This window comes from Kribbella sp. NPDC002412, assembly GCF_053592935.1.
Map to the genome: position 1 here is coordinate 1 of NZ_JBSFBL010000012.1, position 17,929 is coordinate 17,929.

General features: G+C 70.4%; 18 protein-coding genes. 8 read left to right on the forward strand and 10 right to left on the reverse strand.

Features of this window, described 5'->3' with window-relative positions; translation table 11 throughout:
• The 4 genes from ACWCOV_RS12200 to ACWCOV_RS12215 form a co-directional block, all read right to left on the reverse strand.
• Positions 1-331, reverse strand: a 331-nt coding sequence (locus ACWCOV_RS12200) for a CDP-alcohol phosphatidyltransferase family protein (protein ID WP_449829304.1), incomplete at its 3' end; no start/stop codon positions are given.
• A complete protein-coding gene (locus ACWCOV_RS12205; RefSeq protein WP_449829305.1) occupies positions 331-1,656 on the reverse strand; it encodes a hypothetical protein in 1,326 nt (441 codons plus the stop codon). The genes ACWCOV_RS12200 and ACWCOV_RS12205, both read right to left, overlap by 1 nt.
• Positions 1,656-2,327 (reverse strand): ABC transporter ATP-binding protein, encoded by a 672-nt coding sequence (locus ACWCOV_RS12210; protein WP_449829306.1) that lies wholly within the window; start codon positions 2,325-2,327, stop codon positions 1,656-1,658. The genes ACWCOV_RS12205 and ACWCOV_RS12210 overlap by 1 nt, the downstream gene beginning before the upstream one ends.
• Positions 2,324-2,845 carry a helix-turn-helix transcriptional regulator gene (locus ACWCOV_RS12215; protein ID WP_449829307.1) on the reverse strand — a complete coding sequence of 174 codons (522 nt, stop codon included), beginning with the start codon at positions 2,843-2,845 and terminating at the stop codon, positions 2,324-2,326. The genes ACWCOV_RS12210 and ACWCOV_RS12215 overlap by 4 nt, the downstream gene beginning before the upstream one ends.
• Before the next feature lie 125 nt (positions 2,846-2,970).
• Here ACWCOV_RS12215 and purS point away from each other — a divergent pair, with 125 nt between their 5' ends.
• Genes purS through ACWCOV_RS12240 form a run of 5 tightly spaced genes read left to right on the forward strand, consistent with a single transcriptional unit; the run spans position 2,971 to position 8,806 of the window.
• The gene (purS, locus tag ACWCOV_RS12220) at positions 2,971-3,222 is read left to right on the forward strand and encodes a phosphoribosylformylglycinamidine synthase subunit PurS (protein WP_360514988.1); all 252 of its coding nucleotides are present in this window, start codon (positions 2,971-2,973) and stop codon (positions 3,220-3,222) included.
• Complete coding sequence (gene purQ, locus ACWCOV_RS12225; RefSeq protein ID WP_449829308.1) at positions 3,222-3,893, forward strand: phosphoribosylformylglycinamidine synthase subunit PurQ; 672 nt, start codon at positions 3,222-3,224, stop codon at positions 3,891-3,893. The genes purS and purQ overlap by 1 nt, the downstream gene beginning before the upstream one ends.
• Positions 3,893-6,001 carry a hypothetical protein gene (locus ACWCOV_RS12230; protein WP_449829309.1) on the forward strand — a complete coding sequence of 703 codons (2,109 nt, stop codon included), beginning with the start codon at positions 3,893-3,895 and terminating at the stop codon, positions 5,999-6,001. Before purQ ends, ACWCOV_RS12230 begins: the two co-directional genes overlap by 1 nt.
• 1 nt (position 6,002) lies before the next feature.
• Positions 6,003-8,264: a phosphoribosylformylglycinamidine synthase subunit PurL gene (gene purL, locus ACWCOV_RS12235; RefSeq protein WP_449829310.1), complete on the forward strand. Its 2,262-nt coding sequence runs from the start codon at positions 6,003-6,005 to the stop codon at positions 8,262-8,264.
• Between the two features lie 56 nt (positions 8,265-8,320).
• Positions 8,321-8,806 carry a DUF1707 SHOCT-like domain-containing protein gene (locus tag ACWCOV_RS12240; RefSeq protein WP_449829311.1) on the forward strand — a complete coding sequence of 162 codons (486 nt, stop codon included), beginning with the start codon at positions 8,321-8,323 and terminating at the stop codon, positions 8,804-8,806.
• Between the two features lie 24 nt (positions 8,807-8,830).
• Here ACWCOV_RS12240 and ACWCOV_RS12245 read toward each other — a convergent pair whose 3' ends face one another.
• Entirely contained in the window at positions 8,831-9,670 is an 840-nt protein-coding gene (locus tag ACWCOV_RS12245) for a hypothetical protein (RefSeq protein ID WP_449829312.1), read from the reverse strand.
• Positions 9,657-10,268 carry an RNA polymerase sigma factor gene (locus ACWCOV_RS12250; protein WP_449829313.1) on the reverse strand — a complete coding sequence of 204 codons (612 nt, stop codon included), beginning with the start codon at positions 10,266-10,268 and terminating at the stop codon, positions 9,657-9,659. Before ACWCOV_RS12250 ends, ACWCOV_RS12245 begins: the two co-directional genes overlap by 14 nt.
• 145 nt (positions 10,269-10,413) lie before the next feature.
• Here ACWCOV_RS12250 and ACWCOV_RS12255 point away from each other — a divergent pair, with 145 nt between their 5' ends.
• Positions 10,414-10,962: a GNAT family N-acetyltransferase gene (locus ACWCOV_RS12255; protein WP_449829314.1), complete on the forward strand. Its 549-nt coding sequence runs from the start codon at positions 10,414-10,416 to the stop codon at positions 10,960-10,962.
• Entirely contained in the window at positions 10,959-11,615 is a 657-nt protein-coding gene (locus tag ACWCOV_RS12260; protein WP_449829315.1) for a hypothetical protein, read from the forward strand. The genes ACWCOV_RS12255 and ACWCOV_RS12260 overlap by 4 nt, the downstream gene beginning before the upstream one ends.
• Here ACWCOV_RS12260 and ptsP read toward each other — a convergent pair.
• The 4 genes from ptsP to ACWCOV_RS12280 are packed head-to-tail and all read right to left on the reverse strand — an operon-like array spanning position 11,594 to position 16,140.
• Positions 11,594-13,906 carry a phosphoenolpyruvate--protein phosphotransferase gene (gene ptsP / locus ACWCOV_RS12265; RefSeq protein WP_449829316.1) on the reverse strand — a complete coding sequence of 771 codons (2,313 nt, stop codon included), beginning with the start codon at positions 13,904-13,906 and terminating at the stop codon, positions 11,594-11,596. The two genes, ACWCOV_RS12260 and ptsP, sit on opposite strands and share 22 nt — an antisense overlap.
• Complete coding sequence (gene dhaL / locus ACWCOV_RS12270) at positions 13,903-14,526, reverse strand: dihydroxyacetone kinase subunit DhaL (protein ID WP_449829440.1); 624 nt, start codon at positions 14,524-14,526, stop codon at positions 13,903-13,905. The genes ptsP and dhaL overlap by 4 nt, the downstream gene beginning before the upstream one ends.
• 2 nt (positions 14,527-14,528) lie before the next feature.
• The gene (gene dhaK, locus ACWCOV_RS12275) at positions 14,529-15,533 is read right to left on the reverse strand and encodes a dihydroxyacetone kinase subunit DhaK (protein ID WP_449829317.1); all 1,005 of its coding nucleotides are present in this window, start codon (positions 15,531-15,533) and stop codon (positions 14,529-14,531) included.
• 46 nt (positions 15,534-15,579) lie between these two features.
• Complete coding sequence (locus ACWCOV_RS12280; protein ID WP_449829318.1) at positions 15,580-16,140, reverse strand: RNA polymerase sigma factor; 561 nt, start codon at positions 16,138-16,140, stop codon at positions 15,580-15,582.
• A 95-nt stretch (positions 16,141-16,235) separates the two neighbouring features.
• On the opposite strand from ACWCOV_RS12280, the gene ACWCOV_RS12285 reads away from it, so the two are divergent.
• Positions 16,236-17,810 carry a serine/threonine-protein kinase gene (locus ACWCOV_RS12285; RefSeq protein WP_449829319.1) on the forward strand — a complete coding sequence of 525 codons (1,575 nt, stop codon included), beginning with the start codon at positions 16,236-16,238 and terminating at the stop codon, positions 17,808-17,810.
• Positions 17,811-17,929: the final 119 nt, after the last annotated feature.

Consider the following 17,929-nt stretch of genomic DNA (forward strand, 5'->3'; position numbering starts at 1 on the left):
CGAACTGGACCAGGAAGATCGCCAGCGGCCCGATCGTCGCCGGAAACGTGGCCATGAACGCGGCCGCCAGCAGGAACGAGCAGGCCCGGTCGCAGACGATGTCGAACACCGCGCCGGCCACGGACTCCTCGTTGCGGTAGCGCGCGACGGCGCCGTCGGCGATGTCGCCGACCCAGTAGGCGGCGTACCCGATCACCAGCCAGCTCAGCGCGCCGGTCCGGAACGCGATCGCGGCGATCACCATCGCGACGACGGTGCGGACCAGGGTGATGCGGTTCGGAACGCCCAGCAGCAACGCCGGCGCCGAAGGCCCGGCCGTCAGCACAGTCATCAGGCCGCCCTCAGATTCTCGGGATCGAGTGCGTCCCGGACTTGGTTGCGTAGCAGGTGGCCGGCCGCGACACCGCCAAGCAGGCCGATCAGCCAGCCGGTGATGGTCAGTCCTGCGGCGGTGAGCAACGCGCTGAGCTCGAACGGGCTGGTGAACCCGCCGACCAGCCGGCCCAGGCCGAGCAGCGTGCCCAGGAGCATGCCGCTCGCGAGCGCCGGTCCGGCAACCGCGGTCAGCTGCCTCCGGATCACTCGGCGAAGGAAGCGCGTGTCCACACCCAGTGCGGTGAGGCACGCGAGCTGGCGGCGCTGGTCCACCAGTTGGTCGGCCACACCGACGACCAGTGCGGCGATGCCGGTCAGCACGATCAGCAGTACGCCGACCGCACCGAGGACGTACCCGGTCACGTAGAAGCCAGTCCGCCCGACCGTCATCTCGCTGTCGATCAGTACGCCGATGGTGCCGTGGGCCAGCGTGCCGACCAGGAAGCCGCAGCAGGCGAGCACTGTCGCCATCCGGCTCGCGGACCGGGCGTCGGTGACCAGACGGACACCGGTCAGCAGGTTGGCCGGGTCGCCGGACCGCTGGAGCCGGCGGCCGATGGCCCGGATCCACAGTGGCGCCAGACTGAGGAAGAACAGCGCCAGCCCGACCACCAGCACGGTCGAGGCGACGTACCCCGCCCAGCGGACTGTGACCAGCCCGAGGACGATCATCACCGGTCCGGCGATGATCCCGGTGCGCACTTGCTCCGGTTGGTCGACGCTCGGCAGCAGCTGGTCGCGGTGCAGCAGGCTGCCGATCAGCGCGCCGGCCGCAGTCGTCATCACCACCACCGGAATCCACGCGAGCAGGTCCAGCAGCTCAGCACCCGGGAAGATCCGCGCCATCCGCGGCAGCGCACCCAGCAACAGGCTGAGCGCCAAGTACACCGGCCCCGCGAGCAGTCCGCCGGCCAACCCCGCCATGGCCGCGTCTGCCACGGACAGCTGACGCACCTGCTTCCGGGAGGCGCCCGCCAGTCGCAGCGCAGCGAGTCGCCGTTCGCGGGCCGCCGTACCGAGTCGCAAGGCCTGCACGGCCAGAGCGCCGGTGAGTACGGCGAGGATGACCAGGATCGCGATGAGTCCGGAGCGGAGTCCGCTCTCGGCGACGTAGTTGCTGTAGACGGTGTCCGGCAGCATGCCCTTGCCCAGCCGCACGATCCGCAGGGCGCCGAGCAGCAGCGCGCCACTGAGCCCCAGCGCTGCTGTAGCCAGCTGGATGCGGCTGCGGTCGGCGGGCGTGCGCGACCGAGCGAGCTGGACCAGTGTCTCGAGCGTCATCAGAGCGAGACCTCGTGCTGGATCACGCCGTCCCGCAGCCTGATCTCCCGGTCCGCCGAGGCCGCGATGAGGTTGTCGTGCGTCACCACCACCAGAGCGGCCCCGCGGTACCGCGACGCCCGCAGCAGCACCTCGAGCAGCTCCTGACCAGCCCGGCTGTCGAGGCTGCCGGTCGGCTCGTCGGCCAGTACGACGGACGGTCCGGTGACGAGAGCGCGGGCGACGGCCGCTCGTTGGGTCTGGCCGCCGGAGAGCTCAGCGGGCACCGCATCGGCCTCGTCGGCGATCCCCACCTGCTTGAGCCAGTCCAGCGCGGTCTCGTGGGCCTCCGCTCGCTCATGCCCGTCCAGCAGCAGCGGCAACGCGACGTTGTCGACCAGTGCGAGATCAGGCACGAGCTGCCCGAACTGCAGCACGACGCCGACCTTCGTACGACGAAGCCGGGCGCGCTCCTCCTCCGGCAGCTCAGCCAAGTCCTGCCCGGCCACCCGCACTGTGCCGGCATCCGGAGTGAGGATGCCGGCGGCGCAGTGCAGCAGTGTGGACTTGCCGCAGCCGCTGGCGCCGGTGATCGCGACCACCTCGCCGGGCTTGACCTGGAGCGTCACACCCCTGAGGGCCGGGTTGCGGCGGTACGAGTACTCGACGCCACTCAGCTCGAGTGCGCTCATGAACGCTGCTCCTTCTGCTCGGAGATGTGTTCCAGGGCGCTGTCCAGCCAGCGCAGATCGGCGTCGAGGTGGGCCACGATGTACTCGCGGACCAGCGGCGACGTCGGGTCGTCCTCGGCCGGGGTCTCCCGGAGCTCCCGGATCCGGCGCAGGTGGCTCGCGCGCTGCCGGGCCAGGAACGCGGCCGCGTCACCACCGGTCCGGATCGCCGCGACCAGCTTGCGCAGCACCTCGTCCGCGCTGCCCCAGGCGGGCGGCACCGGGTCGCTGAGCCACTCCGCGAGGTGATCCCGGCCCTTGGCGGTCAGCGCGTAGACCGTCCGGTCCGGACCGCCGCCGGACGTCTTGTCCACCACCTCGACGAGACCGTCCCGCTCCAGCCGCCCGAGCGTTGTGTAGACCTGCCCGAACGCCAGCGGGCGCCCGTCCGGGAACCAGGCGTCATGGCCCCGCTTCACGTCGTACCCATGGGCCGGGCCGCGTGACAGCAATCCCAGCACCAGCTCCGCAGTGGCCATGAGACGACTATACACCGCGTGTATGTACTGAGTGAATAGTCCGGAATTCCGGCCGATGCTGGGGAACTGGGGATCGGTCGGTAGGATTCAGGGCGTCACCCCGGAACGAGACCTGGAGTAAGTCAGTGGCTCGCGTTGTCGTCGACGTCATGCTCAAGCCCGAGATCCTCGACCCGCAGGGCAAGGCGGTGCACGGCGCGTTCGGCCGGCTCGGCTTCGACGGCGTGGCCGACGTCCGCCAGGGCAAGCGGTTCGAGATCACCCTGGACGGCGAGGCGACCGAGGAGCGGGTCGCCGAGATCCGCAAGGCCGCCGACACGCTGCTGGCCAACCCGGTGATCGAGGACTACACCCTGCACGTCGAGGTCGACGCCTGATGAAGATCGGGGTCGTCACCTTCCCGGGCTCGCTGGACGACGCCGACGCCCGGCGCGCGGCCGCGGTGGCCGGCGCCGAGCCGGTCGCGCTCTGGCACGCCGACGCCGACCTGCACGGGGTGGACGCGGTCGTCCTGCCGGGCGGGTTCTCGTACGGCGACTACCTCCGGGCCGGCGCCATCTCCCGGTTCGCCCCGGTGATGGAGACCATCGTCAAGAAGGCCGGCGAAGGCCTCCCGGTGCTCGGGATCTGCAACGGCTTCCAGGTGCTGTGCGAGTCGCACCTGCTGCCCGGCGCCCTGATCAAGAACCACCACCGCAAGTTCCTCTGCAAGGACCAGTCGCTGCGGATCGAGAACAACCGCACCGCGTGGACGTCGGACTACGACGCCAACCACGAGATCACCATCGTGCTCAAGAACCAGGACGGCTCGTTCGTCGCCGACGAGGCGACGCTGGACCGGCTGGAGGGCGAGGGCCGGGTCGTCGCCCGCTACCTGGGCGAGAACCCGAACGGCTCGTACCGCGACATCGCCGGGATCACCAACGAGCGCGGCAACGTGGTCGGCCTGATGCCGCACCCGGAGCACTGCGTCGAGACCCTGACCGGCCCGACCACCGACGGCCTGGGCTTCTTCACCTCGGTCCTGAAGGCCGTCGTCGCCAGCTGATGAGGTTGTTGCGGGCGGGGAGGTGGGCGCCCGGCCGGGCGCTACTCCGCGTCGCAGCGGTCGTCGCAGCGGCGACGGCCGCCACCGTCGGAGTCGTCGGAGCGACCGCGACACCGGCAGCGGCGAGCGCCGCGCCGACAGGTAGCCAGAGCCTGCTCGCGAAGGTGGTGGTGATCGGCGTTCCCGGTCTGAACTGGAACGACGTGAAGGCCTCGCCCGAGCTGACCGCGCTGGTGAACGAGTCGCACGTCGGCTCGATCACGGTGAAGACCGCCGGCCCGCACACCTGTCCGGTCGACGGCTGGCTGACGATCAGCGCCGGCACGCGTGCTTGGGGCAGTGTCGCCGACCAGCCGTGTGGCGACCTCCCTGCTGTCACCAACGGTCAGGTCGCGGGCTGGCAGACGTACGTCAACCGTCAGGCTGAGCACCACACCAGCGCACCCATCGGCCGCCTGGGTCAGACCGGCTACCCGATCTGCGGGTTCGGTCCGGGCGCTGCGGTCGCGCTGGCCCGCACCGACGGCTCGGTGACCAACTGGCAGCCCGAGTTCGATGCGGTCAGGCTGGCGAGCAACGAGTGCGGCGACGCCATCGTCGACGCCGGAGCCATGCCACCACGCGAAGGACGTGACGAGGCCCGCAAGAGGGTCGCCGAGCTGGTCGCGCAGGCGCGCGCCGCGGACGGCTGGGTCTTGCTGGTCGGGATCAGCCAGACGATGGCCAACGAGCACCAGGAGCCGCTCGTCGCCATGCAGCTGCCGCCGGACGACGGCCCGCGCTGGCTGACCAGCGACAGCACCCGCCGTCCCGGCTTGATCCAGCTGACCGACGTGACCGCGACCATCCTGAAGGAACGCGACGTCGCCGAGGTCGACCCGGCCGGGTCCGAGAAGGCCGGGCCGCTGGACGGCAACGAGATCCACTTCACCGGGGACCGGCACACCGATGCAGCTGCGGTGATCGACGAGCGGCTCGACACGAATCAGCGGTTCGAGCAGCCGCGGCCGATGCTCTTCGCGGTGTCCCTGACGATCCTGGGCGCGGAGCTGATCGCGCTGGCCTGGTTCGTGATCACGCGCAGCCCGCTGTCTCGCCGTACCTTCGTGTACACGTTGCTGACGCAGGGTGGGTTCTTCATCGCGGTCTTCCTGTCCACGGTGACGATGTGGTGGCGGTGGCCGGCTCCCGCGTTGTCCTTGTACTGCGTGGTGATCGGGATCAGCGCCTTGCTGGCCGCGGTGGCTCAGATCGCCTTCAAACGCTACGCATTCCTCGGGATCGCGGCGGCGGCGTACGGGATCTTGCTGGTGGACGGCGTACTCGGGACGCCGCTGCAGTTCGGCAGCATGTTCACCGACGGGCCGGTGATCGGCGGACGGTTCTACGGCTTCGGCAACTCCACCTTCGCCACGCTGGCGGTGGCTGCCCTGATCCTGGCGGGCTGGGCGGCGCAGAAGCTTCTCGACCAGAGCAGGAAGCAGGCTGCGCTCGCAGTGCTCGCCATCGGCGGCGCGGCCATCGTCGTGGACGGCCGACCGGGCTGGGGAACCGACTTCGGCGGCATCCTCGCGCTGACACCCGCCGTACTGCTCATGGCCTGGCTGACGTGGCGGGGGAGCATCTCCTGGCGCGCACTGCTCGGTGTCGGCGCGGCTGGTGTGCTGGCGGTGTCTGCGGTCGCGTTCCTCGACTATCTGCGGCCGGAGGACCAGCGGAGCCACTTCGGCACGTTTGTGGCCCGGCTGCTCGACGGCGACGTCAGCGACATCCTGATCCGCAAGCTGGACATGGCTGTGCAGTTCTTCGCCGGCCCGGCCGGTTGGGCGATGCTCGTCGGCGTGGTGCTGGCGATGCTGGCCACCGTGCTGCCGGACCGCGTGCCGTCGGAGCGGTACAGGACCTTCTACACGAGTCTGCCGATGATCCGGCCGACCCTGCTCGCGATGTCGACCTGCGGCCTGGTCGGCATGTTGCTGAACGACTCCGGCGTCGTACTCCCGGCAATCATGACCGGCTTCGCCCTTCCACTGCTGGTGGCCCACCTCGTGGCCGCCGAGCAGCCCGCTACCGTTTCACCTGAGTCCCACCTAGTGCAGGAGTCCTGAAGTGTCCACCGACACCGTTAGCAATGCCAGTAGCACCCCTGACGTCGAGCAGCCGTGGGCCGAGCTCGGCCTGAAGCCGGACGAGTACCAGCGGATCCGGGACATCCTGGACCGCCGCCCGACCAGCTGCGAGCTGGCGATGTACTCGGTGATGTGGAGCGAGCACTGCTCGTACAAGTCGTCCAAGGTGCACCTGCGCAAGTTCGGTGACATCCCGCAGGAGACGCCGGCCGGGAAGATGCTGGCCGGGATCGGCGAGAACGCCGGCGTGATCGACATCGGCGAGGGGTACGCGGTCACCTTCAAGGTGGAGTCGCACAACCACCCGTCGTACGTCGAGCCGTACCAGGGCGCGGCGACCGGGGTCGGCGGCATCGTCCGCGACATCCTGGCGATGGGCGCGCGCCCGGTCGCGGTGATGGACCCGTTGCGGTTCGGCCCGCTGGACGCGCCGGACACCAAGCGCGTGCTGCCCGGGATCGTGTCCGGGATCGGCGGCTACGGCAACAGCCTCGGCCTGCCCAACGTCGGCGGTGAGGTCGTCTTCGACTCGACGTACCTCGGCAACCCGCTGGTGAACGCGCTCTGCGTCGGCGTGATGCGGCACGAGGATCTGCACCTGGCGAACGCGACCGGCATCGGCAACCAGATCATCCTGTACGGCGCCAAGACCGGCGGCGACGGGATCGGCGGGGTCTCGGTGCTGGCGTCGGAGACCTTCGCCGAGGGCGGCCCGACCAAGCGGCCGGCGGTCCAGGTCGGCGACCCGTTCATGGAGAAGCTGCTGATCGAGTGCACGCTCGAGCTGTTCCAGGCGAACGTGGTCGAGGGCATCCAGGACCTCGGCGGCGCCGGCCTGTCCTGCGCCACCTCGGAGCTGGCCAGCGCGGGTGACGGCGGGATGTACGTGTCGCTCGACAAGGTGCCGCTGCGGGACGCCTCGCTCGCTCCGGAGGAGATCCTGATGAGCGAGTCCCAGGAGCGGATGATGGCGGTCGTCACGCCGGCCAACGTCGAGGCGTTCCTGAAGATCTGCGCGAAGTGGGACGTGCAGGCGGACGTGATCGGCGAGGTCACCGACACCGGCCGGCTGCAGATCGACTGGCACGGCGAGCGGGTGGTCGACGTGCCGCCGCGGACCGTCGCGCACGAGGGCCCGGTGTACGAGCGTCCCTACGCCCGGCCGGCGTGGCAGGACGAGCTGCAGGCCGACGGCGCGGAGAAGTTGCCGCGGGCAACCACGGGCGCCGAGCTGCGGGACACCCTGCTGAAGCTGGTCGCGTCGCCGAACCTGTGCGACAAGTCCTGGGTGACGGATCAGTACGACCGCTACGTGCTGGGCAACTCGGTGCTCGCGCAGCCCGAGGACAGCGGGATGATCCGGGTCGACGAGACCAGCGGCCTCGGGGTCGCGGTGTCGACGGACTGCAACGGCCGGTTCGCCAAGCTGGACCCGTACACCGGCGCCAAGCTGGCGCTGGCCGAGTCGTACCGGAACGTCGCGACCACGGGCGCCCGCCCGGCCGCGGTGACGGACTGCCTGAACTTCGGCTCGCCCGAGGACCCGGCGGTGATGTGGCAGTTCGCGGAGGCGATCCGCGGGCTGGTCGACGGGTGCATCGAGCTGGGCATCCCGGTCACCGGGGGCAACGTGTCGTTCTACAACCAGACCGGCGACACCCCGATCCTGCCGACGCCGGTGGTCGGCGTGCTGGGCGTGATCGACGACGTCACCCGCCGGACCCCGATCGGCTTCACCGCGGAGATGGAAGGCCACCAGCTCTACCTGCTCGGTGTGACCGACGAGGAGCTGTCCGGCTCGGAGTGGGCGCACGTGGTCCACGGTCACCTGGGTGGCCGCCCGCCGGCGGTCGACCTGGCCGCAGAGCAGCAGCTGGCCGACATCCTGATCAACGCGTCCCGCGACGGCCTGATCGACGCCGCGCACGACGTCAGCGACGGCGGTGTCGCGCAGACGCTGGTCGAGTCGGCGCTGCGAGGCGGAGTCGGCGCTCGCGTGTGGGCTCCGGACGGTCTCGACCCGTTCCTGTTCCTGTTCGCGGAGTCGGCCGGCCGTGCGGTGGTCGCCGTACCGCGCACCGAAGAGGTCCGGTTCACCGACATGTGTACGGCGCGGCGCTTCCCGCACGCCAAGATCGGTGTCATCACCGGGGATTCGCTGGACGTGCAAGACCAGTTCGAGGTGCCGTTGACCGAGCTGCGGACTGCCTGGACCGCAACCCTCCCGGCCGCGCTCAGCTGACCTTGGGCCTGCCGGTTCGTCTGGCACACTCGAAAGGGACGAGTGAGGTGAGGCGGATGGCGGACCGGCGGCCGGTCAAGCCGGGTGAGCTGATGGGGCTCGCGGCTGCGGCCGGGCAGGAAGCCCGGGTGGCGGCTGCGCGGCGCCGGATGGCCAACATCCGGCTGACCGAGGAGGAGCGCCGGATCTGCACCGACGAGCTGGCCGAGCAGTTCGCCGTCGGGCGGCTGGACGAGGACGAGTTGCACGCGCGGGTCGACCGGCTGAACGCTGCCGTCACGCACGCGGACCTGCAGCCGGTCTTCGTCGGGCTCCCGACACCGTCGCTCTACCAGCCTGGCCCGCGGCAGCCGAGTCAGTGGCGGTGGGCCGCGTTCGCCGGTGCGGTGTGGCTGGCCGCGCCGTTCTTCTTGACCGGGCTGGTGCTGCTGGTGTTCGGCCGGGAGGTCGCCGCGGCGATCTTCGGACTGCCGGCCCTGCTCTGGACGTTCGTGGTGTACCGCTGGGCCGCCGGCAAGAGCAAACGCTCCCGCCGGACCTGAGGCCGACGGGAGCGCTTCTCCTGCCTACTTCTCCGGCTTGGCATCGACGAACAGGACGACCTCGCCGGGGGCGTGCGACATGGCTCCGTGCACATACCAGTTGCCGGGCGCCGTGGTGTTGCTGTCGAGGTTCGGCGCCTTGCCGCTCAGGTAGGCGACCACCTTGACCCCGCGCGCCTCGATCTGCGGGAGGACCTGCGCGACGGTCTTGTTGTCGATCGCCAGGCCGGCCAGCATCTCGCCCTTGGCGGTGGCCGACGAGGACGTGTGCTGGTAGAGCTCTCCCGGCTTCGCGGCCCGGCCGAAGTCGATCACCGTCGTACCGTCGTAGTTCTTCGGCAGCTCGAGACCGGCCTGGCAGCCGGGGTCCGACGCGTTCAGCGTGCCCGGGCACTTCTCGCCCGGCTCCAGCCGGCGGAGCTGATCCATGTCGTGCTCGTTCCGGGCGCTGAAGCTGATGATGTCTCCGACGGACGGCGGGCTGACCGGGACCGCCCGCACGGTGATGTCCAGGCCCATCTTCTTGAACTCGGCGTTGTACCGCTTCGGGTCGGCGGTCGGGTCGACCACGCGGACGATCAGCTTGTCGCCCTGCTCGGTGAACGAGAGCGCCCGCGGCTGGTACTGGCCCGGCTGGTTCACCAGAGTGGCGGCGACCACGCCGGCGATCAGCAGGCTCGCCGCGGCGGCCAGCACCAGGCGCGGGCGGCGGGCCGGGCGGCGCCGGGGCTCGAGCCCGACGGCCGGAGCGTGCTCGCTGGTCACGTTCTCGGCCACCTGGTCCCAGGCCGCGTCGGTGACCCGGTCCTCGGTCCGGGCGGGGGCGAGGCCGCGGACGGCGGCGTCGATGTCATGCGTCTTCATGGGAGGCCTCTTCTCTGACAGCGACCAGGTTCCGGTTCGCGAGCGGGGCGGTGAGGAGCTTGGCGAACCGCTTCCGGGCGCGGTGCAGCCTGATCCGTACGGCGTTGTGCGAGATGTCGAGTACGGTCGCGATCTGGGCGGTGTCGAGCTCTTCCCAGGCGACCAGGGACAGCAGCTCCCGGTCCTGCTCCGGCAGCGCCCGGAACGCCCGGGCCGCCGGGGTGTCGTCGGGCAACGCAGTGTCCGTCGCGTCCAGTTCGACGAGCTCCTGGCGGAGCTTCGTGGCCAGTGCGTGCCGACGGCCCTCACCTCTGCGGTGGTTGGACAGCACTCGGCGCGCCACGCCGTACAGCCATGGTCTGGTCTGGCTGCCAGGTGGGACGTCGTCCAGCCGCCGCCAAGCCACCAAGAACGTGTCCGCGAGCAGGTCGGCGGCGTCGTGGCCGCTGTCTGTCCGGCGGCGCAGGTAGCCGAGCACGGCCTCCCGGTGCGCGCCGAACAGCTCTTCGAACTGCTCACGACGTCGGTCTGGTGGTGGGTCGTGCACGACTCCCTCACTCACCGGCCCCGGCCGGGCCTCGATCGGTGTCTGCGTCATACCCGGTACATGTCCGGCACCCGTACCGGTCATTTCACCCCACGCACGTTGCAGCTTCCGGCAGTTTTCCGTGTGGGTTGGATCTACTTGGCCTGGTCTTGGGCCTCCCGGGTGCGGCCAGGAGCCGTGAACTAGCCTGAGGCGCGTGGAGCCTGTACTGCGGCCGGCGGTGAAAGCGGACGGCCCGGCGATCGCGGAGTTGGCGCGGGCGTCGGTGCGGGAGCTGTTCCCGGCGTACTACGACGCCGCGCAGACTGCGAGCGCGGCCGAGCACATCACCACGCTGGACCAGGCGCTGATCGAGGACGGCACGTACTACGTGCACGAGGCCGGTGGCGAGGTGGTCTCCTGCGGTGGCTGGAGCCGCCGCAACAAGCTCTTCAACGCCAGTACGGCGGGAGCCGACGAGCGACTGCTGGACCCGGCGACCGAGCCGGCCCGGATCCGGGCGATGTTCGTGCGGAGCGACTGGACCCGGCGCGGACTCGGCCGAGCGATCCTCACCGCCTGCGCCGACGCCGCCAGGGCCGAGGGCTTCACCCGGCTCGCACTGATGGCGACACTGCCCGGTGTGCCGCTGTACCGGGCCTTCGGGTTCACCGAGGTCGAGACCGTCGAGCTGCCCATGCCGGACGGTGTGCTGCTCGGTGGTGTAGCTATGGAACGCCCTATCGATGAGGAGAAGGCTCTATGACCGCAGGCACCACTGTCGTCGCGCCGGACGGGACCGAGGTCGTCCTCGGCGAGATCGGGACCCGCGTGCTGCTGAAGAACTCACGCGTCCGTGTCTGGGAGGTCTCACTCGCGCCAGGTGAAGCCCAGGGCTGGCACCTGCACCACAACCCGTACGTCGTGCTCTGCCTGTCCACGTCCCCGTGCCACATGGACTGGCTCGACGGCAGCCCGGCGCGCCACCTCAACGAGACCGTCGGCGGCTCGGTCTACCGGCCGGTGTCGCCGGTGCACATGCTCACCAACGACGGTGAGTCGCTCTACCTGAACCGCCTGATCGAGGTGCTCGACCTGGGCGAGGAGGCGTCCGGCGACCCGTTCTTCGGCATCACCGGTGTGCCCGCGGACGCCGGGTTCGAGCAGGTCGGTGAGGTCCCGGCCAAGGTGGTCGTGGACGAGGACGACGTACGCGTCCAGCACGTCACGCCGGACGCGGGGGAGTCGTACACGTGGCACACCGGGGCGTACCCGGCGCTCGTGGTCGACCTGGACCTGGACAGCCCGGACGTCACCTACCTGGAGCCGGGGCAGAGCTACACGCTGCCTGCGAAGGCGACGCGGACGTCCGGCTTCAACCTGGTCGAGCTGCGCTACTACAGCAAGCCGCGCACCTGAGCGGCATCCCGCGCTCCGAGGATCTCCTCGGTCGGCAGCTGAGTCAGGTCTGTCTCGCGGAGGCGGGCCTTGACCAGCGGCACCTGCGGACCCACCGCGCTCAGCTCCTGCACGCCAAGAGCAGCCAGCAGTACGGCGGCCGCCGGGTCGCTGGCGAGGTCACCACAGACCGCGACCCGCACGCCGGAGTGCCGCACGACATGGTCGATCAGCTGCAGTACGGCCGGGTCCAGACCGTCAGCGAGTGGGGCGACGGCTGAGTTGGTGCGGTCGGCGGCGGTCGTGTACTGCGTGAGGTCGTTGGTGCCGATGCTCACGAAGTCGAGGCCTTTGGCAAGCGTCTCGATCCGGAGCGCGGCGGCCGGGACCTCGACCATGATGCCGACCTCGAGCCCGTCGGGACGTGGTCCGAGCTCGTCGAGCGCCCAGGCGACCTCGTCGGCCGTCGTCACCATCGGGAACATCACGTGCACCGGGGTCTCGGTTGCCACCTGGCGGATCGCCTCCAGCTGGTCGCGCAGCAGCTGCGGTCGCCTGCGGAAGACGCGGATGCCGCGTTCGCCCAGGAACGGGTTCGCCTCATGGTCCTGCGGCAGGAACGGCAACGGCTTGTCCCCGCCGACGTCCCAGGTGCGGATCGTGATCGGCTTGCCTTGCAGCGCAGCCGCGACCGCTCTGAATCGCTCCACCTGCTCGTCTACGGTCGGCGCCGTACGGCGGTCGCCGAACAGCACCTCGGTGCGCACCAGACCCGACCCGTCCGCACCGCGCGCGTCGACGGCGTCCTGCACGGAGCCGACGTTCACGAGTACGTCGACCGTCCGGCCGTCCACCGTGGTTGCGGGCTGATCGGCTTGTGCTGCGGCCTGGTCGCGCTCGGCCCGCCGCTCCGCGATCGTCGCCTGGACCGCCACCTCGTCCGGCGCGACCTGGAACGAGCCGTGCCGCGCGTCGAACGCCACGATCGCGCCCGCTTGGACGGCGACGTCGCCGATCCCGGTGATCAACGGAATCCCGCGCGACCGCGCCACGATCACGCCGTGCCCGGTCGTCCCGGCCGCGCGCACCGCAATCCCGGCGATCCGCTCGGCATCGACGGTCGCTGCTGTAGCGGCATCCAACTCAGGCACAACGAGGATCCCCTCCGCGGGCCCCTCCGCCACGTCACCGGTCAGCACGCGCAGGACACGATCCCGCACCGAGCGGACATCCTGCGCCCGCTCCCGCTGGTACGCGTCATCCAGCCCTTCAAAGGCCCTCGCCAACTTGTCGTACGTCTGCTTCCACGCGGCGGCCGCAGACTCGCCGGCGGAGATCGCGGCCCGAACGTCGTCGAGTGGCTTTCGATCCCGGACCATCGCCAACTGCGCGCCGAAGATGTCGCCGTGCGCTGCGCTGCTGTCCCGGAGCCGCTCGAGCTGACCACGAGCCGCATCCAAAGCTTCCTCAAGCCGACGCTGCTCGTCGCCGCCGGCCGTATAGCCGCTGAGATCAACCTCGGCGTCGACGACAACAGCCGGCCCGATCGCCACATCCAACCCAGTTCCGCTACCCAGTGGAGGAGTCTCGATCGGCGTGTCACCGAAGTTCTGCTCGGCCAGGTTGGCGATCGCGGCCAGCGCCTCGGTGGCTTGCGGGCCGGTGGCGCCCACCTGCAGGCGGTGGCCTTGTTGTGCGTTCAGGGTGGCGACCATGCTCAGGCTGCCTGCGTCGGCCGGGCCTCGGCCGGTGTCCAGGTCGGTGAGGATGACCCTCGCGTCGAAGGAGTTGACCAGTGCGACGAGTCGAGCGGCCGGACGTGCGTGTAGCCCGTGCTCGTTGCTCACCGCAACTTCAATGGTCTGCTCAGAGGAAGCCGGAGCCTCGGTCTGCACTGCACTCGAATCGCCCAGATGCTCTTGTTTCGCGAGCAGTCCGCGGTTCGCCTCGGCGACTACCGCGTCCAGCGAGGCGCCGGTCGAGGCGGTGACCACGGCGGCGACCAGCCCCTCGACCAACGGCGCGCTGGACAGCTGCACTCGCTCAGCAAGCGATGGATCCACGAACTCCAACGCCAGCTCAGCGCTCAGTACCGCGCTCCCCAGGTCGAGGAGCACGAGGACACCGTCCGGGCTGTCGGCTGCGGTGATCGCCTCGGAGACCGCCATCGCGTCGGTCCCGAAGGTCTTCTCGTCCAGCCCGGCCGCGACCGCGATCACCGGACGGTTGTCCTCGGCAACCATCTCGGCGGCCAGGCCGACCGCGGCGGTCGCCAGCGCGTGGCTGTGCGACACCACCACGATCCCGATCATGCGAGCGTGCGCGCGGCCGACTCCAGCAGCAGGGTGGTGCTCGTCGCGCCCGGATCCTGGTGACCGGCGCTGCGGTCGCCGAGGTAGCTCGCCCGGCCCTTCCGGGCGACCAGCGGCACCGTCGCGTCCCGGCCCTTGGCCGCCGCCTCCGCGGCCGCGTTCAGGGCGCCGGCGAGATCGGATCCGCTCGCGACGGCAGCGTCGTACGCGTCCAGTGCCGGCGCCCAGGCGTCGTACATGGTCTTGTCGCCGAGCTCGGCCTTGCCACGCGCGAGGATGCCGCCGACCCCGGCCTTGAACGCCTCGCCGATCGCCTCCGGGGTGATCGGCGAGACGCCGGCCAGCGCGGTCCCGAAGCGCAGGAAGAACGTGCCGTACAGCGGCCCGCTCGCCCCGCCGACCTTGCTGACCAGCGTCATCCCGGCCTTCTTCAGCAACTCGTCGGCCGACTCGAACGAGGACTCGTCCAGCAGCGCGACGACCGCCTGGAACCCACGGTCCATGTTGGCGCCGTGGTCGGCGTCCCCGATCGCCGAGTCGAGCTCGGTCAGGTACGCCGCGTTGTCGTGCAAGGTGCTCGCGGTGTCGCGCAGCCAGTTGACGAAGTTGTCGACTCCCATGCTCACGCGCCCCAGCGTAGGCCGGGGGTGTTCACCGGTGCGTCCCAGAGGCGTACCAGCTCGTCGTCCGCCTTGAGCAGGGTGACCGAGCAGCCGGCCATCTCCAGCGAGGTGATGTAGTTGCCGACCAGCGAGCGGGCGACGGTGATTCCGGCCCGGTCGAGCAGCTGGGCGACCTCGTTGTACATCAGGTACAGCTCGATCAACGGCGTGCCGCCCATGCCGTTCACGAACGCGATCACCGAGTCGCCCTGCTGGTAGGGCAGGTCGCCGACGATCGGGTCGACCAGCATCGCTGCGACGTCCCTGGCCGGTGCCAGCGGCAACCGTTGCCGGCCGGGCTCGCCGTGGATGCCGATGCCGACCTCCATCTCGTTCTCGGCCAGCTCGAAGGTCGGCTTGCCGGCCGCCGGCACGGTGCACGAGGTGAGCGCCATACCCATGCTGCGGCCGTTGTCGTTGACCTTCTTGGCCAGGTCGGCGACCTCCTGCAGCGGACGGCCTTCCTCGGCGGCGGCGCCGACGATCTTCTCCAGCAGCACCGTGACGCCGACCCCGCGGCGACCGGCGGTGTAGAGGCTGTCCTGGACGGCGACGTCGTCGTTCGTCACCACCGACAGCACCTCGGTGCCGGCGTCGGCCGCGGCGAGCTCGGCGGCCATCTCGAAGTTCATCACGTCGCCGGTGTAGTTCTTCACGATGTGCAGCACGCCGGCGCCGGCGTCGACCTCCTTGGTCGCCGCCATCATCTGGTCGGGAACCGGCGAGGTGAACACCTCGCCCGCGCACGCCGCGTCCAGCATCCCGAGGCCGACGAAGCCGCCGTGCATCGGCTCGTGCCCCGACCCGCCACCGGAGATCAGCCCCACCTTGCCGGGTCTCGGCGCGTCCTTGCGGTACACGATCCGGTTCTCGTGATCCACCCGCAGCCGGTCCGGATGCGCTGCCGCCATCCCCCGCAGCGCCTCACTCACAACATCACCAGGTTCGTTGATGAGCTTCTTCATGCCCACCATCTGAGCACACCACGCCCGCCCGCGGGAGGGTCCCGGCTCAGTCCTTCGGGCGCAGCAGCGGGCGGACGACCTCGCGGGCGTCGTGGATGCGGGACTTCACCGTGCCCAGCGGGGCGCCGACCTCGGCGGCGATCTCCTCGTAGGACAGCCCGTAGACGTCACGCAGCACCAGCGGGGTCACCATCTGCGGCCGGTCGCGCTCGAGCGTCTCCAGCGCCTCGAGCAGGTCCAGGCGGGTGCCGGCGATGACGCTGGTGGTCCGCGGGTCCGGCCGCTCCATCGTCTCCGGGTTGTGCGCCGCCTGCGCGCTGCGCTTCAGCTTCCGGTACGTCGAGCGCGCCGAGTTGGCCGCGACCGAGTGCACCCAGGTGGAGAAGCTGCTGCGGCCGGAGTACGTGTGGATCTTGGTGGCGATGTTCAGCAGCGCTTCCTGGGCCGCGTCCTCGGCGTCCGCGGAGTACGGCAGCACGCTGCGGCAGATCCGCAGGACGCGCGGGTGGACCAGCCGCAACAGGTCGTCCATCGCGTGCTTGTCCCCGGCCTTGGCACGCTCCGCCAGGGTTCCGAGGTCGTCGGTCGGGCCGCTGCTCTCGCTCATCTGCGCCTTTGCTCGTCAATCGTCCCCGGGCATGGGACTCCCAGTGATCCATAATGCCCTCTATGGGGGTCCCGAGCAGACTTGGTCGTTACGTCGTGCGACGACGCCTGGGCTCTGGTGGTTTCGCTACGGTATGGCTCGGTTACGACGAGCAACTGGACGCCGAGGTGGCGATCAAGGTTCTCGCGGACAACTGGGGGCACGACGACACGGTCCGCCGCCGGTTCCTCGAGGAGGGCCGGTTCCTGCGCCGGGTCGAGTCCGAGCACGTGGTCCAGGTGCACGACGTCGGCGAGCTCGAGGACGGCAGGCCGTTTCTGGTGCTCACGTACGCCGATCGCGGCACCCTGGCCGACCGGCTGAAGAAGGAACCCCTGCCGCTGCCCGAGGCCGTCGACGTCGTCGTCCAGGTCGGCCGCGGCCTGCAGGCCCTGCACCGGCGCGGTCTGCTGCACCGTGACGTGAAACCGGCGAACGTTCTGTTCCGCAGCACGGACGAGGGTGAACGCGCCGTGCTGTCGGACCTCGGCCTGGGCAAGTCGCTCGACGAGGTGTCGCGAATCACAATGCCCGGCGGCACTCCGTCGTACGTCGCCCCCGAGCAGGCGATGGGGGAGCGGCTGGACCAGCGCGCCGACCAGTACTCGCTCGGCGCGGTCGCGTACGCCGCTCTGACCGGGCGGTCACCGCATCAGGTCGACGGGCTGGGCGCGGCGTCCCGGGTCGAGGCGCCGCCGCCGCCGAGCACGCTGGGGTTCCTGCTGCCGGAGCAGGTCGACTTGGCCATCGTCCGCGCGCTCGAACCGGACCGGGAGAAGCGCTGGCCGGACGTCCAGTCCTTCACTCGGGAGCTGGTCGGCGCCCTGAACGAGACCACCCACGACTTCGTCCCGGCGAAGGTCGCGGGCCGGGAGACCGTCGCGGTCTCCATCTCCGACGACGGCGGCGAGGTCACGGCGCTCAGCGACGCCAACAAGCCGACGATCGTGAAGACGCCCGCGCCCTCCGAGACCGTCGCTGCGCCGACCGAGCCGCCCGCCGAGGCGCCGGCCGCCGCGGCAGGGCCTGGCGCCGAGCAGGTTGCCGAGCCTGGCGGGCCTGGCAGCGCGCCGGTGGGTGGACCTGTTGCTGGGCCGTCGAAGCGTCGCCGGGGTCGCTGGGTGGTGGCCGCCGTACTCGCGCTCATCGTGGGCGGGGGCGGTGGTTTCGTCGGCCAGCGGTACCTGGCGGAGCGGGAGATCATCACGGTCTCGCAGGGCGACTTCTCCGTGGACATCCCGCGGGGCTGGGCGAAGTCGGTCGCGCAGTCGGAGTGGCAGCCGCCGGGCAGCAGCGACCCCGCTCCGGCGATCCGGATCAGCCAGACCGCCGACTGGGCGGCGACCGGCACCCCGGGCATCTTCATCGGGGTGGCGAGCTCGAAGCTCGCCCTTCCGGACACGTCTCAGTTCGGTTGCAGTAACGACAACGACGTCGAGGGCGGGAGCGTGGACGGCCAGAAGGTCACCGCGCGCGTCTCAACCGACTGTGGCGATGCCGGTATGGTGCTCCTCCAGCGAGTCGTGGACCGGGGGGACGCGGGCTCGCTGCTCGTCCAGGTCATGGTCCCGGACGCTGACCGTCTGGTCCGCGCGACGGAGATGGCCGACTCGGTGACGTACTCCGGTTGAGGAAGTCTGCATGCCCTTTCCCAGCGAACGGCTCCGGCCGTCGCCTGCCTTCGTCCAGTCCACACGCCGCCGGTTCTACCGCCTGCGCTCAACCATCTTCCGCCTCATCTGGCCGGTGA

Excerpts from the sequence above, each read along its gene's own strand:
- ACWCOV_RS12205 (WP_449829305.1), bottom strand. The coding sequence starts at position 1,656 with ATGACGCTCGAGACACTGGTCCAGCTCGCTCGGTCGCGCACGCCCGCC.
- ACWCOV_RS12210 (WP_449829306.1), bottom strand. The coding sequence starts at position 2,327 with ATGAGCGCACTCGAGCTGAGTGGCGTCGAGTACTCGTACCGCCGCAAC.
- ACWCOV_RS12215 (WP_449829307.1), bottom strand. The coding sequence starts at position 2,845 with ATGGCCACTGCGGAGCTGGTGCTGGGATTGCTGTCACGCGGCCCGGCC.
- purQ (WP_449829308.1), top strand. The coding sequence starts at position 3,222 with ATGAAGATCGGGGTCGTCACCTTCCCGGGCTCGCTGGACGACGCCGAC.
- ACWCOV_RS12230 (WP_449829309.1), top strand. The coding sequence starts at position 3,893 with ATGAGGTTGTTGCGGGCGGGGAGGTGGGCGCCCGGCCGGGCGCTACTC.
- ACWCOV_RS12240 (WP_449829311.1), top strand. The coding sequence starts at position 8,321 with ATGGCGGACCGGCGGCCGGTCAAGCCGGGTGAGCTGATGGGGCTCGCG.
- ACWCOV_RS12245 (WP_449829312.1), bottom strand. The coding sequence starts at position 9,670 with ATGAAGACGCATGACATCGACGCCGCCGTCCGCGGCCTCGCCCCCGCC.
- ACWCOV_RS12250 (WP_449829313.1), bottom strand. The coding sequence starts at position 10,268 with ATGACGCAGACACCGATCGAGGCCCGGCCGGGGCCGGTGAGTGAGGGA.
- ACWCOV_RS12260 (WP_449829315.1), top strand. The coding sequence starts at position 10,959 with ATGACCGCAGGCACCACTGTCGTCGCGCCGGACGGGACCGAGGTCGTC.
- ptsP (WP_449829316.1), bottom strand. The coding sequence starts at position 13,906 with ATGATCGGGATCGTGGTGGTGTCGCACAGCCACGCGCTGGCGACCGCC.
- dhaL (WP_449829440.1), bottom strand. The coding sequence starts at position 14,526 with ATGGGAGTCGACAACTTCGTCAACTGGCTGCGCGACACCGCGAGCACC.
- dhaK (WP_449829317.1), bottom strand. The coding sequence starts at position 15,533 with ATGAAGAAGCTCATCAACGAACCTGGTGATGTTGTGAGTGAGGCGCTG.
- ACWCOV_RS12280 (WP_449829318.1), bottom strand. The coding sequence starts at position 16,140 with ATGAGCGAGAGCAGCGGCCCGACCGACGACCTCGGAACCCTGGCGGAG.